Source organism: Methylobacterium sp. 1030, from assembly GCF_040544715.1.
GTDB lineage: Bacteria > Pseudomonadota > Alphaproteobacteria > Rhizobiales > Beijerinckiaceae > Methylobacterium.
In genome coordinates this window covers 314,176-329,223 of sequence record NZ_JBEPKM010000006.1, presented here as the reverse complement: position 1 = coordinate 329,223, position 15,048 = coordinate 314,176, and the positions used below count along the sequence as shown (strand labels likewise).

Here is a 15,048-nt window from a genome sequence, read left to right as displayed (position 1 = left end):
CCGGCGTTGATACCGAAGTAGGCGCCGGTCCAGGTGAAGACCGGGACGGGGGTGAACACCGGCGGCGGGGCGGCGCGGCGCGGCAGGTCGGCGGCGAAGGCCGAACCCGCGAAGGCGACGCCCGCGAGGGCCGTGGTCACACGGAGCATGGATTTCATGATCTGGTCCTCACTGGTGGTCCGCGCCGTCCCACGGGCGGACGGTTGCGGAACCGGATCTGGCTGCGTTCCAGCGGTTCCAGGGTTGCTTTGCGCTCCGCGGTGTCGCCGACCGCTCTCGCGGCCCCTTGTGGCAACCCGCCGTTTTCCCCGGCACCTTGACCCCTAAACGCGGTCGAATGGCCAAGGTTCATTTACGGCTACGCTTTTTTTCGGGCCGGGAATCGACAAAGTGTCGCAGCCCCTGTCCGAGGCCGCACTGGCTCGTCAGGGCACCAGCGTGATCGCGGAGATCAGGCGGCCGTAATCCGCCTCGCCGCGATGCGTGGTCCGCCGGTAGCTGTAGAACCGCTCCGGATCGGCGTAGGTGCAGAGATTGAGTGCGGTGGCCTCGCCGATCTCGGCCTCGCCGAGCCGGGCCAGGATGAAGCCCGGAAGATCGAACTGGGCGTGCCCCGGCCGCGTGCCGGGGCCGAGGAAGCGCTCCATGCCGGGGGCATCGCTCCCGAAGCGCGCGACGAAGTCCGGACCGACCTCGTAGGAGGCCTGACCGATCGTCGGTCCCAGGACGGCGACGATGCGGCTGCGCCGCGCCCCGAGCGCCTCCATCGCCGACACGGTCGCGCCGATCACGCCGGTGAGCGCACCCTTCCAGCCGGCATGGGCGGCGCCGACGACGCCGTTCTCGGGATCCGCGAACAGGATCGGCCCGCAATCCGCGGTGGCGATGCCGAGCGCCAGGCCCGGAATCCGCGTCACCATGGCGTCAGCCTTCGGCCGCTCCGCCGCGAAGGGGGCCTCGACGGTGACCACATCGGCCGAGTGGACCTGATACAGGCTCACGAGCCGGTCCCGCGGCAGGCCGAACTGCGCGCACATCCGCGCCCGGTTCTCGGCGACGCGCTCCGGCGCGTCCTGGGAGCCGAGGCCGCCGTTGAGCGACGCGTACAGGCCCTCGGAGACCCCGCCGACGCGGGTGAAGAAGGCGTGGCGCACGCCCGCATGGGCGGAGAGTTCCGGCGCCTCGATGAACATGCCTGCGGTCACGGTCGGCCTCGCGCTTGCCCCTGTCGCGCCCCGATAGCGCAAGGGCGGACCCTTGACGATGTCGTTCAACCGTCAGATTCTTGCTGCATTGCAGTACGGAGCCGATCCGGCTCCGCCTTGAGAAGGATCGCGATGTCACGAGGGATCGAGACCGACGCCCTGCCAGAGACGCCCGAGGCCGAAGAGCCCCGGATTCCGAGCGCGCCTGCCCACCCCGTCACGGGAGAGCCCGCCGCCTTCGACCCGACCGACCTCAACCCGCCCGCGCCGCCGACTCCGCGGCCCGCCAGCCAGACCGATTCCGGCTTCGGCTCCTTCGGCTGAGAGTAGCCGGCCCGTACGGGGCCGCGCATCGTCCCGGCGGCTCAGAGCCCCGGAAATCCCGGGAGCGGCCCGACGGACGGGCCGCTCACCGCCAGCACCTTGAACAGGCTTCCCATCCCGCCCCGGGCCGGATCGGTCAGGCGCGCGGCCGCAGCGTCGATCGCGGCGGCCTGCGCGGGGCTCGCCCGTGCCTTCAGACGCTCGGCACGGGCCCCGAGTCCGAGGGCGGCCAGGAAGTCGCCCTGATCGACGGGGCCGTGGATCGCGGCGCCCTCGGCCCGCGCCGCCTGGGCGAGGGCGGCGAAATCGACGTGATGCGTCAGGTCCGCCTCGCCGGGCTCCGCCAGCGGGTCGGCGAAGCGATGTCCCGCCAGCGCCTGGAGGGTGTCGCCGAAGCCCGGACGCACATGGCCGTAATCGATGGCCAGCAGGGCGCCGCCTTCGGAACACAGCCGCTGCGCCAGCGCGCGGATCAGCGCGAGCCCGGCCGCCGGCACGCTCATCAGCGCGCCGTCCGGGCCGTCCGCCGCGAGGCCCGGGACCGGCTCCGGCGACAGGCCGAAAGCGAGGCCGCCCGCCGGATCGAGACCGATCTGCCGCTCGTGCCAGCCCGACGGCCGGCGCTCGAACTGTCGCACCGGCAGGCAGTCGAAGAACTCGTTGGCCAGGATGATCGCCGGCCCTTCGGGCAGCGTCTCGACGCTGTCGTGCCACGCGGCACCGGTCCCGGCGAGGGCGCGCGCCTGCGCGGCCCGCAGCACCGGGCTCGTCTCGACGAGGTGCGGTGCCACGCGCCCCCCCGGGAGCGCTGCCCGCAGCGCGCGCAGCGCGTCCGCCATCAGCGTGCCGCGGCCGGGCCCCAGCTCCACCAGGAGGAGCGGATCCGGCGACCCGATCGGGCCGCGGACGTAGGCTGTCCAGGCACCGAGCAGCTCGCCGAACATCTGGCTGATCTCGGGCGCGGTGGTGAAGTCGCCCTGAGCGCCCAGGGGATCGCGGGTGCGGTAGTAGCCGTGGACCGGGTGGCCGAGGCAGAGGGCCATGTAGCGGTCGACGCCGATCGGCCCGTTCTGCCGGATCAGCGCCGCGATCTCGGTTCCGAGGGGGGTCACGCCTCGACGGCCGCCTTGCGGGCGGCCTCGGCGGCCGGCGCTTCCACCGGATGGCGGGGCCGTGTCCGGCCGGTCGCGGCCAGCACGATGTAGGTCAGGCCGACGATCATCATCGGCACGCACAGCAGCATGCCCATGGTCACGCCGCCGCCCATCGGACCGAGATGGTCGCCGAACAGGAAGCCGAGCTGGCGATCCGGCTCTCGGAAGAATTCGCAGAAGGTCCGGGCCAGCGCGTAGCCGAGGACGAAGATGCCGCCGAGGAGCCCGGGCTTGCGGAAGCCGAACCGGCGGACGCTGACCGCCATCACGATGAACAGCAGCAGGCCCTCGGTGGCGGCCTCGTAGAGCTGGCTCGGGTGGCGCGGCAGCGGGCCGCCGCTCGGGAACACGATCGCGTAGGGGAAGTCCGGCGCCACGCGGCCCCAGAGCTCGCCGTTCACGAAATTGGCGATCCGGCCGAAGAACAGGCCGATCGGCACCACCACGGCGCCGATATCGAGGAGCGTGTAGGCGTTGAGACCTTTCCCGCGGGCGAACAGCACGAAGGCCAGGATGGCCCCGATGAAGCCGCCGTGGAACGACATGCCGCCGTTGCGGATCGCCAGGATCTCCCACGGATCGGCGATGTACATCGGCAGATTGTAGAACAGCACGTAGCCGATCCGCCCGCCGAGCACGACGCCGAGCGCCACCCAGACGACGAGGTCGTCGATGTCGACGACCTGCGGGCGCTTCACCACGCCCCAGAGGCTGTCGGCCATGACGAGGCGGCGCGCGTAGTACCAGCCGCCGATCAGGCCGGCGATGTAGGCGAGCGCGTACCATTTGATCGTGATCGGCCCGATCGCGATCGCCACCGGATCGATGGCCGGAAAGGGCAGGGCGAGGAGCGGCATCTAACTCACCTCCGGGGCGGCCGGATTGGACGCCGGAGGGGCGACGCGTCAAGCCCGAGGCACGCTCCCGGAACGGAGGCCTCAGCCGCGCACGAACAAGAAGCCGTGTCCGTCCGGGCCGGCGCAGTAGGCTGCCGTGCCGTCGGCGGAGGTCCGCGGCGTTCGCCCGCTCTCGCGCAGGCGCCGCGACAGGGCCCGCGGATCCGCTGCGGTGAACAGGTAGCGGGTGGCGGCCCGGTCGGCGGGCTCGACGACGAGCCGCCGCTCGGTCACGGGCGTGCGGTAATGCAGGAGCTCCACGTGCGGCGCGGGGTCCGGCGGCGCCAGGGCGATCACGTCGACCTGCGGATCGTCGACTCCGTCGAGGCGCGCCTGCTCCGGCCCGCGGTTCAGGCCGCGCTCCGTCACCGCCAGCCCGAGGGGGCCGGTCAGGAAGGCCAGGGTGGCGTCGAGGTCGGTGACGGTGATCGCCGAGTGATCGATCCCCAGGAACAGGCCCGGCGGGTCGCGCCAGCGGGCGGCCGCGGGGCCGTCGGGGAAGAAGATCAGCTCCAGGGGATGCCCGTCGGGGTCGCGGAACTTGTAGGCGATCACGCCCCCCGTGGAGGCCGGCAGGCGCCGCGGCCCGCCGCGGCTGATCGGCGTCGGGGCGAGCCGTGCCAGTCGCGCGGCCGCGGCTTCCATGTCGCGGACCGGGATCGCGAGGTGCTGGAAGAACGGGTCGGTCGCCGCGGGATCGGCCGGGTAGGGCGCGCCGGGCGGATCGACCGCCAGGAAGGTCACGGTCTGCCCGCCGAGGCGCATGCGCAGCTGGGTGGTGCGCCGGTCCGCAAGCCCCATCGCCTCCGCCTGCGCGGCGGGAACCGGCTCCGGCGGGGCGGCCCGCGCGAAGCCGAGCCCGTCCCGGTAGAAGGCCTCCGTGACGGCGAGGTCCGCGACCGTGCGGCCGAACCCCGCGAGGGCCCGCACGCCGCCCTCGGGAGCGGTGCCGCTCACAGGAGCGGCGCTCCCCGCACGTTCACGTAGATCGCGTAGAGCGCCTGCGAGGCGCACAGAAACAGGCGGCTGCCGTTGCGTCCGCCGAAGGTGAGGTTGGCGACCGTCGCGGGCACGAAAATCTTGCCGACCAGCTCGCCGCCGGGGTCGATGCAGTGGACCCCGTCCCCGGCGCTCGACCAGACATTGCCGTGCTCGTCGCACCGGATGCCGTCGGCGTTACCGGGCGCGATCCGGCAGAACACGTCTCCGCCCGACAGGCTGCCGTCCTCGGCCACGTCGAAGACGCGCACGTGCTGGAGCGGATCGGTGTCGAACTGCAGCCCGGTCTCGACGATGTAGAGCCTGCGCTCGTCGGGCGAGAAGCAGAGCCCGTTCGGCCCCTGGAAGTCGTCGGTCACCACCCGCAGCGAGCCGTCGCGCGGATCGAAGCGGTAGACGGCGGCGGGCAGCTCGGATTCCTGCTTGCCGCCCTCGTAGTCGGTCTGGATGCCGTAGGGCGGGTCCGAGAACCAGATCGTCCCGTCCGACTTGCAGACGATGTCGTTGGGCGAGTTCAGGCGTCGCCCCCGGTAATGCTCGACCAGGCCCGTGACCCGCCCGTCGAGCTCGGTCCGATGGATGCGCCGGCGGCGGTGCGAGCAGGACAGCATCCGCCCCTGGCGGTCGCGGGCGTGACCGTTCTCGAAGTCGCTCGCCTCGCGGTAGACGCTCAGGCCGGCGGATTCCGACCAGCGCATCACCCGGTTGTTGGGGAGATCCGAGAACAGGAGCTCGTCGCGGTCGCCGAACCAGACCGGGCCCTCGGTCCAGCGGAACCCGTCTGCGAGCTTCTGCAGCGGCGCGTTCGGCAGGATGTAGGCCTTGAAGCGCGGCTGCGTGAGTTCGAAGCCGTCCATGGAACCGCCCCTACTTGAAGCGGCCGGGCTGATTGACGGTCGGCTCGACCTGGAGCCCGGTCACGATCATCGTGCAGGGCTCGTCGCCCACCGTGCCGGACAGGTGGCCCTTCCGGCCGTCGCGCGCCTTCGTGTTCTGGTCCTCGCCCATCATCAGCTCGCCCGGGCCCATCTCGACCCGGTGGCCGTCCATCGTCTCGACGAACCAGCGGCCCGACAGGACGGCGATCCATTGCGGCCGGGGATTCTCGTGCCACTCGCCGACCCAGCCCACCGGCAGGACCGTGAAGGTCACGACCGACGGCGCGGGATCCATCTTGTCGTTCCACTGGGGCGCGGTCTCGGGGTTGATCCCCTCGAAGTTGAACCGCTCGAGGTGGAACAGTTCCTGGCGGCTGACACCCTCCGCATCGGTGTAGACGTGCCAGTACGGCATCTTCGGAGGGGTCGGCTCGCTCATCGTCGCTCCTGCCGCGGCGGGACACACCCTCCCACAACGGCCGGGCTTGGCGATGGTTCGCGGCTCCCGACGAAGGCCAGAACGACCGGGACATCGCTCCGAGTCCTGGTCAGCAAAGCTCCTCACCGTCCTTGCGAGCGCAGCGAAGCAATCCAGCCGGCGCCACACTCGGCGATCGCGCGCCGGCCCGGCTCGCCTCGCCGCGCTCGCGATGACGGCGCGACGCTCACATCTGCTCGGGGATCCGGTCCGTCTGCGCGAGGTTCGAGAACCGGGTGATGTTCGCGTCGAACTGCAGCTCCACGGTGCCGGTGGGACCGTGACGCTGCTTGCCGAGGATCACCTCGGCCTTGCCGTGGACGCGCTGCATCTCGGCTTCCCAGGCGAAGAACTCCTCGGTTCCTTCGCGGGGCTTCTTGTTCCCGACGTAGTACTCCTCGCGGAACACGAACATGACGACGTCGGCGTCCTGCTCGATCGATCCCGATTCGCGCAGGTCGGCGAGCTGCGGGCGCTTGTCGTCGCGGTTCTCCACCTGACGGGAGAGCTGGGACAGGCCGATGATCGGCACCGCCAGCTCCTTGGCGAGCGCCTTCATGCCCGTCGTGATCTCGGTCATCTCCTGCACGCGGTTGTCGCTGCGCTTGCCCGAGCCCGAGAGGAGCTGGAGGTAGTCGACGATCAGCAGGTCGAGGCCCTTCTGGCGCTTCAGGCGCCGGGCCCGGGCGGCGAGCTGGGCGATCGAGATGCCGCCGCTCTGGTCGATGTAGAACGGGATCGTCTGCATGTCCCGGGCCGCGTCGGTGATCTTGTAGAAATCTTCCGGACGGATATCGCCGCGGCGGATCTTGTACGAGGGCACGCCCGACTGCTCGGCGATGATGCGGGTGGCGAGCTGCTCGGCCGACATTTCCAGCGAGAAGAAGCCCACGATGCCGCCGTTCACGGTCCGGGTCGTGCCGTCCGGCTGCTTCTCGCCGCGGTAGGCCTTGGCGATGTTGAAGGCGATGTTGGTCACCAGCGAGGTCTTGCCCATGGCCGGGCGGCCCGCGAGGATGATCAGATCGGAGGGCTGCAGGCCGCCCATCTTGGCGTCGAGGTCGGACAGACCCGTGGCGATGCCCGAGAGCTTGCCGTCGCGCTGGTAGGCCTTGGCGGCCATGTCGACCGCGGCGGTCAGCGCGTCCGAGAATTTCTGGAAGCCGCCGTCGTAGCGTCCGGCCTCGGCCAGCTCGTAGAGCCGTCGCTCGGTCTCCTCGATCTGGTCCCGGGGCGCCTGCTCCACCGGCGCCTCGTAGGCGCCGTTCACCAGATCCTCGCCGATGGTGATCAGCCGGCGGCGGATGGCGAGGTCGTAGATCGTGCGGCCGTACTCGCCGGCGTTGATCACCGTCGTCGCGTCGGCGGCGAGGCGCGCGAGGTACTGCATCACCGTCTGGCCGCCGAAATCGGCGTCGCCCAGATAGGTCTTCATGGTGATGGGCGTGGCGAGCTTGCCGGCCTTGATCAGGGAGGCCGCCACCGTGAAGATCTGCTGGTGGGCATCCTCCATGAAGTGCTCGGCCAGCAGGAAGTCCGACACCCGATAATAGGCGTCGTTGTTCACCAGGATCGCGCCCAGCAGCGCCTGCTCCGCGTCGATGTTGTGCGGGGCGACGCGGTACTCGGCCTGGACCGCTTCGAGCTTGGCCGTGAGCGCATTGGGCAAGGCCATCGGCGGACGACTCCGTATCAGGCGCCGCGGCGGGCGCGCCAGGATCACACCGCACGACCTTGGCGCCGGTATGGTTACCGAAGCCTAGCCGACGGCCGGTTCTGCCGGGCCGGGGCGCGGAAAAGCGGACGCCCGCCGACTCTCGCGAGGGGCGGGCGTCCATGCTGGAACAAAACTGGAACGTGTCAAGTCTCGGGGACCATCATCCCCAGTGTTCACCGGTATACACGGCGGGGTCGGCCTCGCGGCTCGGCCACGCCGCCGCAGGCCCGACCGGCCGGTTGGCCGGCCGGTCAAGCCTGCAACCGGGGATCAGCCGCGGTCGTCGGCGCCCTCGCCGGCATCGGCCAGCGCCTGACCGACCTCGAGGCCGAGGTCGTCGAGGTTGAACGCCTCGCGCTCGGTCACCGACTCGCCGCGGGCCTGACGCTCGGCCTCCTCGGGGCTGCGGGCGACGTTGACGGTGATCTCCACCTCGACCTCGGGGTGCAGCACCACCGGGACCGTGTGAAGGCCCAGCGTCTTGATCGGCTGGTTCAGGGTGAACTGACCGCGATCGACCGTGAAGCCCTCCTTCGCGACGACCTCGGCGAGGTCGCGGGTCGAGACCGAGCCGTACAGAACGCCGGTCTCGCCGGACTGACGGATGAGGACGAAGCTCTGGCCGTTCAGCTTCTCGGCGACGACCTCGGCGTCCTTCTTGCGGTCGAGGTTGCGAGCCTCGAGCTGGGCGCGCTGGGCCTCGAAGTGCTTCTTGTTGGCTTCCGTCGCGCGCAGGGCCTTGCCGCGGGCGAGCAGGAAGTTGCGGGCGAAGCCCGGACGGACATTCACGGTCTCGCCCATCTGGCCCAGCTTGGCCACGCGCTCGAGCAGGATCACTTCCATGGTCTTTCTCCTTCAGGTGTTCGGCCACGCGGGCCGGGGTCTCACGGCGCCGGATCGCCCTTGGGGCGTCGGCGGTCGAGGGCTGTGTCGGCGAGGCCGAACAGGGTCAGGGCGACCAGGGCGATGCCCTGGGTCACGAACAGGATCAGGTACATGCCGAACAGCATGAGCCCGCGCCCCGGCCGGCCGCGGGAGCGGTCGTGGAAGGCGGCGAGCCCCTGGAGGGCGAAGGCGGCGCTGAACGCGCCGAGCAGCGCGACCCCGAACACGCCGACATAGCCGGGCGCGAAGCACATCCCGACGGCCGCCGCGACCGCCACGAGCGTGCTGCGCGGCATGGCGGTCGAGGGGATGTCGGGCCAGGGCCGCGGCAGGCGGCCGGAGATCTTCACGATCCGGGCCGACGCCCAGAGGTAGAAGGCCAGCAGCAGGGCGAGGCCGTTCGCCGCGAAGGCGGGCACGACGCGGGCGAGGGCGTCCGCCACCTCGGCCCGCGTCACGTCCGCCGGGTCGGCGTCGGCCTGCGGGGCCGGACCGGGCGTCGCCGCCCCGTCCTTGCCGCCCGCCTCGCCGCCGGTCGAGGGCGCGTCGGCGCGCGGGGCATCTGCGCGCGGGGTCTCGGGGGACGGGCGGGCGGAGGGCAGCCGCGTCTGGACCAGGGTCTGGGCGAGCCCGCGCAGCTGCGCGTCGAAGGCGGCGTGGTTCGGCGACGACAGGACCGCGATGGCGATGAAGGCGAGGGCGGCCGTGGCGGCGATCCAGCCGAGCAGGCGGCCGGTCGGGTACCATTCGAGGCCGGCGGGCGTCTCGCGCCCGAGGAGCGCGAGGTAGGCGATCCACCAGGCGGGCAGGGCGATGTAGGCCGCGAAGGCCAGTCCCAGGAAGGGCGCGATCACCAGGACCAGCGCGAGGCTGCCGGCGGCGGCCGCGGCGAGCGCGGCCTTGTGGCTCCAGCCCAGGCCGACGATCAGGATCGGAAGCGGCGCCACGAGGTAGAGCAGGATCGCGAGCGGCGTCGCCTTCAGCAGCACCCCGAACAGGAGTGCGGAGACGAGGCCCGCGCCGATACCGATGCCGATGTGCTGTGCCATGAATTCCGCTGTCCCGCTGCCGGTACGGCAGGGTTAGAGGCGGCTACGCGCCCCAACGATCGGGCGGCGCGAGCCGCCCTCTGGGAGGGCCGGCCCGGGCAGATGCCGGGCCGGCGGGTTCTGATGGCCTACTTGATCACGTAGGGCAGCAGGCCGAGGAAGCGGGCGCGCTTGATCGCCTGGGCGAGCTCGCGCTGCTTCTTGGCCGAGACCGCGGTGATCCGCGACGGCACGATCTTGCCGCGCTCGGACACGTAGCGGGACAGGAGCTTGACGTCCTTGTAGTCGATCTTCGGCGCGTTCGCGCCGGAGAACGGGCAGGTCTTGCGACGACGGAAGAAGGGACGGCGTCCGCCGCCCGCACCAGCACCGAATGCCATGGGTTAGCCCTCCCCGCCGAAGCTGCGCTCGCCGCGGTCACCGCGATCGCCGCGGTCACCACGGTCGCCGCCGAAGCCGCCACCGCCGAAGCCCTCGTCATCGCGACGACGGCCGCGCTCGCGATCCTTGCGGTCGTCGCGGTCGCGCTTCTGCATCATGGCGGACGGCTCGGAATCGAGCTCCTCGACCCGGATGGTCATGAAGCGCAGCACGTCCTCGGAGATCTGCATCTGGCGCTCCATCTCGGCGATGGCGGCCGGCGGGGCGTCGATGTTGAGGAGGGCGAAGTGCGCCTTGCGGTTCTTCTTGATCCGGTAGGCGAGGGACTTCACGCCCCACATCTCGATCTTCTCGAGACGGCCACCGTTCTGCTCGATCACACCCTTGTAGGTGTCGATCATCGTCTCGACCTGCTGGGACGTCACGTCCTGGCGGGCCAAGAGCACATGCTCGTAGAGAGGCATTGTCGGGCCTTTCATCGTCAAAAGGAGCCCGGCCGCCGGAAGGCGGCTGATTCGGGCCGGTTCATCTCGCGCTACGCTCGGCGCCAAGCCCTTCGAGCCGATTTTCAGGCCCGAGCGGTTGATCGAAGGCGGAGACACCGGACGACGGGATCTGGGAGAGCCCTGTGCCGCGAGCGGCACCGTCCGTTCAGCCCCCGGCCGGAGCGAACGCGAGGGGCGGCGCATAGTCGGTTTTTCGCGACCTGGCAAGGTCGTGGCAAGGTCGCGTCGTGGGTCGCGGCTTGGGTGGCGGGCCCGAACTCCCCGCGGCCGCGGGGATTCGGGCCGCGCGTCCCGTGCCGGGCCCTGCCGGGACGGCCCCGCCTGTTGTGCGGAACACGCCCACGGGCGCGTGCCGCGCCGCGGCGCGACCCTGTCCGGCACCGCTCAAGCTTGCCGCTCGGGCGGTTCGATGACACAAGCGCGGCGCGGCTGGGGATCCCCGGCCGCACTGGTTTTCGGTAATCCTCCAGATCCGCGATGGCAGAGGCCCCAGCTTCCGGCCCGTCCGAGGTCGGTCCCGTGCTGATCACCGGCGCGAGCGGCTTCCTCGGCTCAGCCCTGGTCGACGTGTTCCGCCGGGCCGGCTTCCCGGTGCGCATCCTCGTGCGCGCGTCGAGCCCCCGCCGCAACCTCGCCTGGACCGACGTGGAGATCGCCGAGGGCGACATGCGCGACCCGGCCGCCGTGGCGGCGGCGATGCGCGGCCAGCGCTACCTGATCCACGCCGCGGCCGATTACCGGCTCTGGGCGCCGGACATGGAGGAGATCGTCCGCACCAACCGCGACGGCACGCGCCTGATGATGCGCGCGGCGCTCGAGGCCGGCGTGGAGCGTGTCGTCTACACGTCGAGCGTCGCGACGATCAAACCGCCGGCCGACGGCGTCACGCCCTCCGACGAGACCATGCCGCTGACGCCCGAGACCGCGATCGGCGCCTACAAGCGCAGCAAGGTCGTGGCCGAGCGGGTGGTCGAGGAGATGGTCGCCCGGGACGGCCTGCGGGCGGTGATCGTCAACCCGTCGACGCCGATCGGTCCCCGCGACGTCAAGCCGACGCCGACCGGCCGGATCATCCAGGAGGCGGCGCTCGGCAAGATGCCGGCCTTCGTCGATACCGGGCTCAACCTCGCCCACGTGGACGACGTGGCCCAGGGACACCTCCTGGCGCTGCGCAAGGGCCGCATCGGCGAGCGCTACATCCTCGGCGGCGAGGACGTGTTCCTCTCGCAGATGCTCGCCGACATCGCCGGCATGGTCGGGCGCAAGCCGCCGACCGTGAATCTGCCCCGGGCCGCCGTCTACCCGGTGGCGTTCTTCGCGCAACTCGCCGCGCGGGTCACCGGCAGGCAGCCCTTCGCGACGATCGACGGGATCCGCATGTCGCGCTACCGGATGTTCTTCTCGGACAGGAAGGCGCGCGCCGAACTCGGCTACACGGCCCGGCCGTACCGCGAGGGCCTGTCGGACGCGATCACGTGGTTCCGGGAGGCGGGCTACCTCGCATGAGCACCCTCGATTCCGCCACCGCGACGCGCTCCGGCAAGGGGCACCGCGACGAGAACTTCCCCGTCGCCTCGCACCTGATCCATCCCCGCCACCGGGGCGCGATCCTGGCGTTCTACAACTTCGTCCGCGCCGGCGACGACGTGGCCGATCACGCCGCCCTGTCGCCCGAGCGCAAGATCGAGCTGCTCGATCGCCTCGCCGACGCGCTCACCGGCGCCGGGCCGTCCGATCCCGAGGCCGAGCCGCTGAAGCGCGAGCTCGCGGCCCGCGGCCTGCCGTCCCGGCACGCCCTGGAACTCCTCGACGCGTTCCGCATGGACGCGCGCAAGAACCGCTACGCGGACTGGGACGAGCTGATCCACTACTGCCGCTACTCGGCGATGCCGGTGGGCCGCTACGTCCTCGACGTGCACGGCGAAGACCCGGCCCGGGTCTACCGGGCGTCCGACGCCATCTGCGCGGCGCTCCAGGTGATCAACCACCTCCAGGATTGCGGCAAGGACTTCGCGGCGCTCGACCGGGTCTACCTCCCGCAGGATTGCCTCGACCGCCACGGTGCCACCGTGGGGATGCTCGGGGAGGAGAAGGCGCCGCCGCAGCTCCGGGCCGCGATCCGCGAGCTGGCGCAGCGCTGCCTCGACCTCCTCGACGAGGGCGCGGTCCTGCCGGACCTGATCGACGACCTGCGCCTGTCTCTGGAGATCGCCGCCATCCACCGGCTCGCCGTCGTGCTGAGCCGGGGCCTGCTGGAGCGCGACCCGCTCTCGGAGAAAGTCCATCACGGCAAGGCCGCCTTCGCGCTGACGGCGCTGGGCGGCGTCGCCGCCACCCTGGCGCGCCGGCCCTTCCGCGGCCGGACCGTCCGGGCCGCGGCTCAGGGAATCCGCTCGTGACCGCCACCGCCACGCCCGCCCAGGACCACGCGAGCGCCGCCCCGGCGCTGCCCGCCGCCGGCTCCTCCTTCTACACGGCGATGCGCCTGCTGCCGAAGGAGCGGCGGGAGGCGATGTACGCCGTCTACGCCTTCTGCCGCGCCGTCGACGACGTCGCCGACGACGGCGGCACCCGAGCCGTCCGGCAGGTCGAGCTCGACCGCTGGCGGGCCGATATCGACGCGCTCTACGCCGGCCGCCCGGCCCCGCGGGTGCGCGACCTCGTGGAGCCCGTGCGCCGATTCGGCCTGAAGCGCGAGGATTTCCAGGCGGTCATCGACGGCATGGCGATGGACGCCGTCGAGGACATCGTCGCCCCCGACGCCGAGACCCTCGACCTCTACTGTGACCGGGTCGCCAGCGCGGTGGGCCGGCTGTCGGTGCGGATCTTCGGCATGCCGGAGGCGGACGGCATCCGGCTGGCGTGGCACCAGGGCCGCGCGCTCCAGCTCACCAACATCCTGCGCGACATCGACGAGGATGCCGAGCGCGGCCGCCTCTACCTGCCGCGCGAGAAGCTCCGGGCGATCGGCCTCACCGACCCGACGCCGGCAGAGGCGATCGGCCACCCCCGCATCGGCGAGGTCTGCATCTCCCTCGCCCGCGAGGCCGAGGATCACTACCAGGCGACCTGGGAAATTATCCGGCGCAGCCCCCGCAAGGCGACCAAGGCCGCCCGGCTGATGGCCGCCGCCTATCACCTCTACCTCAAGGCGGTCCTCGCGCGCGGCTGGGCGATGCCCCGCGCCCGGGTGAAGCCCGGCAAGCTCGCGCTGCTGGGCGTCGTCGTCCGGCACGGCCTGATCTGATGGGCACCGTCCACGTCGTCGGCGCCGGCCTCGCCGGCCTCGCCGCTTCCGTCGCGCTCGCCGAATCCGGCGCCCGGGTGGTCCTGCACGAGGCCGCCAAGCAGGCCGGCGGCCGCTGCCGCTCGTACTACGACCCGGCCCTCGGCCTGACCATCGACAACGGCAACCACCTGCTCCTGTCCGGCAACGCCGATTCCCTCGGGTTCCTCCGGACGATCGGCGCGCCGGCCGACGCCCTGGTGGGGCCGGACGTGGCGGAGTTCGACTTCGCCGACCTGAAGACCGGCGAGCGCTGGCGGCTTCGGCCCAATGCCGGGCGGCTGCCCTGGTGGGTCATGAGCCCGGCCCGCCGCGTCCCCGGCACCCGGGCGCGGGACTACCTCGCGCCCCTCGGGATCCTGCGCGCGGCCTCCGGCAAGGCGGAGGGCGCGGGCGGCACGATCGGCGCCCACATGGCCTGCGAGGGCACGCTCTACCGGCGCCTCTGGCACCCGGTGCTGCTCGCGGCCCTCAACACCGAGCCCCGCGACAGCGACGTCGGACTGGCGGCGCGGATCCTGCGCGAGACCCTGGGGGCGGGCGGCAAGGCCTGCCGCCCGCTCGTGGCCGTCGAAGGGCTGTCCTACGCCTTCGTAGATCCGGCGATCCGCTACCTCACGAGCCGCGGCTGCGAGATCCGCCTCGGCCGGCGCCTGCGCGGCCTCGACCTCGCGGACGGCCGCGTCGGGCAGCTCGTGTTCTCGGACGGTGCCGAGACCCTCGGTCCGGAGGACGGCGTCGTGCTGGCGCTGCCGCCGTGGGTCGCCCGGGAGGTGTTGCCCGGTCTCCTCGCACCGGTGGAATTCCGCTCTATCGTGAACGCGCATTTCGCGCTGGTGCCGAAGCCCGGCAGCCCGCTCGTCCTCGGCGTGGTCAACAGCCTCACGGAGTGGCTTTTCGCCTATCCCGACCGGTATTCGGTCACGATCAGCGGTGCCGACCGGCTCCTCGACGTGCCCCGCGAAGACCTCGCGCGGCAGATCTGGGCCGAGATCGCACAGTTGTGCAACCTTGCACCCGACCTGCCCAGCTGGCAGATCGTAAAGGAGAAGCGTGCGACCTTCGCGGCGACGCCGGCGGAAGCCGCGCGGCGCCCGAAGGCCGAAACCGCCTACGACAATCTCGTCCTGGCAGGCGATTGGACCGCCACCGGCCTGCCGTCGACGATCGAGGGAGCGATCCGCTCTGGCCAGACGGCCGCACGTTCCTTGCGTGCGGGATCTGCCGCGCGTGCTGGAACCCAGGTGCGCGGCGCAGCTTGAGGCATGGCTTCCGCCGCGAGGCGGTCGT

General features: G+C 71.7%; 16 protein-coding genes. 5 read left to right on the top strand and 11 right to left on the bottom strand.

Features of this window, described 5'->3' with window-relative positions; all coding sequences use genetic code 11:
- Window positions 1-425 precede the first annotated feature (425 nt).
- A complete protein-coding gene (pgeF, locus tag ABIC30_RS11255) occupies window positions 426-1,193 on the bottom strand; it encodes a peptidoglycan editing factor PgeF (protein ID WP_103984926.1) in 768 nt (255 codons plus the stop codon).
- Between the two features lie 144 nt (window positions 1,194-1,337).
- Here pgeF and ABIC30_RS11250 point away from each other — a divergent pair, with 144 nt between their 5' ends.
- Entirely contained in the window at window positions 1,338-1,529 is a 192-nt protein-coding gene (locus ABIC30_RS11250) for a hypothetical protein (protein WP_012322302.1), read from the top strand.
- 41 nt (window positions 1,530-1,570) lie between these two features.
- Here the strand turns inward: ABIC30_RS11250 and ABIC30_RS11245 are convergent, their stop codons facing one another.
- The 10 genes from ABIC30_RS11245 to rpsF form a co-directional block, all read right to left on the bottom strand.
- Window positions 1,571-2,641, bottom strand: a complete 1,071-nt coding sequence (locus tag ABIC30_RS11245) for a class I SAM-dependent methyltransferase (RefSeq protein ID WP_354454957.1) — start codon at window positions 2,639-2,641, stop codon at window positions 1,571-1,573.
- On the bottom strand, window positions 2,638-3,540 hold the full coding sequence (gene lgt / locus ABIC30_RS11240) for a prolipoprotein diacylglyceryl transferase (protein ID WP_091977746.1): 903 nt from the start codon (window positions 3,538-3,540) through the stop codon (window positions 2,638-2,640). Before lgt ends, ABIC30_RS11245 begins: the two co-directional genes overlap by 4 nt.
- Window positions 3,541-3,621: 81 nt before the next feature.
- A complete protein-coding gene (locus ABIC30_RS11235) occupies window positions 3,622-4,536 on the bottom strand; it encodes a VOC family protein (protein ID WP_103984924.1) in 915 nt (304 codons plus the stop codon).
- Complete coding sequence (locus ABIC30_RS11230; RefSeq protein ID WP_354454954.1) at window positions 4,533-5,435, bottom strand: SMP-30/gluconolactonase/LRE family protein; 903 nt, start codon at window positions 5,433-5,435, stop codon at window positions 4,533-4,535. The genes ABIC30_RS11235 and ABIC30_RS11230 overlap by 4 nt, the downstream gene beginning before the upstream one ends.
- Window positions 5,436-5,445: 10 nt before the next feature.
- Window positions 5,446-5,895, bottom strand: coding sequence for a cupin domain-containing protein (locus tag ABIC30_RS11225; RefSeq protein WP_354454952.1), 450 nt, complete (start codon window positions 5,893-5,895; stop codon window positions 5,446-5,448).
- 226 nt (window positions 5,896-6,121) lie between these two features.
- Window positions 6,122-7,609, bottom strand: coding sequence for a replicative DNA helicase (locus tag ABIC30_RS11220; RefSeq protein ID WP_020090635.1), 1,488 nt, complete (start codon window positions 7,607-7,609; stop codon window positions 6,122-6,124).
- 312 nt (window positions 7,610-7,921) lie between these two features.
- Entirely contained in the window at window positions 7,922-8,494 is a 573-nt protein-coding gene (gene rplI, locus ABIC30_RS11215; protein ID WP_020090634.1) for a 50S ribosomal protein L9, read from the bottom strand.
- Window positions 8,495-8,535: 41 nt separating this feature from the next.
- Window positions 8,536-9,585: a DUF2232 domain-containing protein gene (locus ABIC30_RS11210; protein WP_234082062.1), complete on the bottom strand. Its 1,050-nt coding sequence runs from the start codon at window positions 9,583-9,585 to the stop codon at window positions 8,536-8,538.
- A 128-nt stretch (window positions 9,586-9,713) separates the two neighbouring features.
- Entirely contained in the window at window positions 9,714-9,965 is a 252-nt protein-coding gene (rpsR, locus tag ABIC30_RS11205) for a 30S ribosomal protein S18 (protein WP_007561044.1), read from the bottom strand.
- Between the two features lie 3 nt (window positions 9,966-9,968).
- Window positions 9,969-10,430: a 30S ribosomal protein S6 gene (gene rpsF, locus ABIC30_RS11200; RefSeq protein ID WP_020090632.1), complete on the bottom strand. Its 462-nt coding sequence runs from the start codon at window positions 10,428-10,430 to the stop codon at window positions 9,969-9,971.
- A 519-nt stretch (window positions 10,431-10,949) separates the two neighbouring features.
- On the opposite strand from rpsF, the gene hpnA reads away from it, so the two are divergent.
- The 4 genes from hpnA to hpnE are packed head-to-tail and all read left to right on the top strand — an operon-like array spanning window position 10,950 to window position 15,020.
- Window positions 10,950-11,978, top strand: a complete 1,029-nt coding sequence (gene hpnA / locus ABIC30_RS11195) for a hopanoid-associated sugar epimerase (RefSeq protein WP_354454949.1) — start codon at window positions 10,950-10,952, stop codon at window positions 11,976-11,978.
- Complete coding sequence (hpnC, locus tag ABIC30_RS11190; protein WP_103984922.1) at window positions 11,975-12,871, top strand: squalene synthase HpnC; 897 nt, start codon at window positions 11,975-11,977, stop codon at window positions 12,869-12,871. The genes hpnA and hpnC overlap by 4 nt, the downstream gene beginning before the upstream one ends.
- Window positions 12,868-13,719 carry a presqualene diphosphate synthase HpnD gene (hpnD, locus tag ABIC30_RS11185; RefSeq protein WP_020090629.1) on the top strand — a complete coding sequence of 284 codons (852 nt, stop codon included), beginning with the start codon at window positions 12,868-12,870 and terminating at the stop codon, window positions 13,717-13,719. The genes hpnC and hpnD overlap by 4 nt, the downstream gene beginning before the upstream one ends.
- The gene (hpnE, locus tag ABIC30_RS11180) at window positions 13,719-15,020 is read left to right on the top strand and encodes a hydroxysqualene dehydroxylase HpnE (protein ID WP_091679133.1); all 1,302 of its coding nucleotides are present in this window, start codon (window positions 13,719-13,721) and stop codon (window positions 15,018-15,020) included. The genes hpnD and hpnE overlap by 1 nt, the downstream gene beginning before the upstream one ends.
- The last annotated feature ends 28 nt before the right edge of the window (window positions 15,021-15,048 follow it).

Coding starts and splice junctions, on each gene's coding strand:
- rpsF (WP_020090632.1), bottom strand. CDS start 10,430: ATGCCTCTCTACGAGCATGTGCTCTTGGCCCGCCAGGACGTGACGTCC.
- hpnA (WP_354454949.1), top strand. CDS start 10,950: ATGGCAGAGGCCCCAGCTTCCGGCCCGTCCGAGGTCGGTCCCGTGCTG.
- ABIC30_RS11225 (WP_354454952.1), bottom strand. CDS start 5,895: ATGAGCGAGCCGACCCCTCCGAAGATGCCGTACTGGCACGTCTACACC.
- hpnE (WP_091679133.1), top strand. CDS start 13,719: ATGGGCACCGTCCACGTCGTCGGCGCCGGCCTCGCCGGCCTCGCCGCT.
- ABIC30_RS11230 (WP_354454954.1), bottom strand. CDS start 5,435: ATGGACGGCTTCGAACTCACGCAGCCGCGCTTCAAGGCCTACATCCTG.
- rplI (WP_020090634.1), bottom strand. CDS start 8,494: ATGGAAGTGATCCTGCTCGAGCGCGTGGCCAAGCTGGGCCAGATGGGC.
- rpsR (WP_007561044.1), bottom strand. CDS start 9,965: ATGGCATTCGGTGCTGGTGCGGGCGGCGGACGCCGTCCCTTCTTCCGT.
- ABIC30_RS11250 (WP_012322302.1), top strand. CDS start 1,338: ATGTCACGAGGGATCGAGACCGACGCCCTGCCAGAGACGCCCGAGGCC.
- lgt (WP_091977746.1), bottom strand. CDS start 3,540: ATGCCGCTCCTCGCCCTGCCCTTTCCGGCCATCGATCCGGTGGCGATC.
- pgeF (WP_103984926.1), bottom strand. CDS start 1,193: ATGTTCATCGAGGCGCCGGAACTCTCCGCCCATGCGGGCGTGCGCCAC.
- ABIC30_RS11210 (WP_234082062.1), bottom strand. CDS start 9,585: ATGGCACAGCACATCGGCATCGGTATCGGCGCGGGCCTCGTCTCCGCA.
- ABIC30_RS11220 (WP_020090635.1), bottom strand. CDS start 7,609: ATGGCCTTGCCCAATGCGCTCACGGCCAAGCTCGAAGCGGTCCAGGCC.
- hpnC (WP_103984922.1), top strand. CDS start 11,975: ATGAGCACCCTCGATTCCGCCACCGCGACGCGCTCCGGCAAGGGGCAC.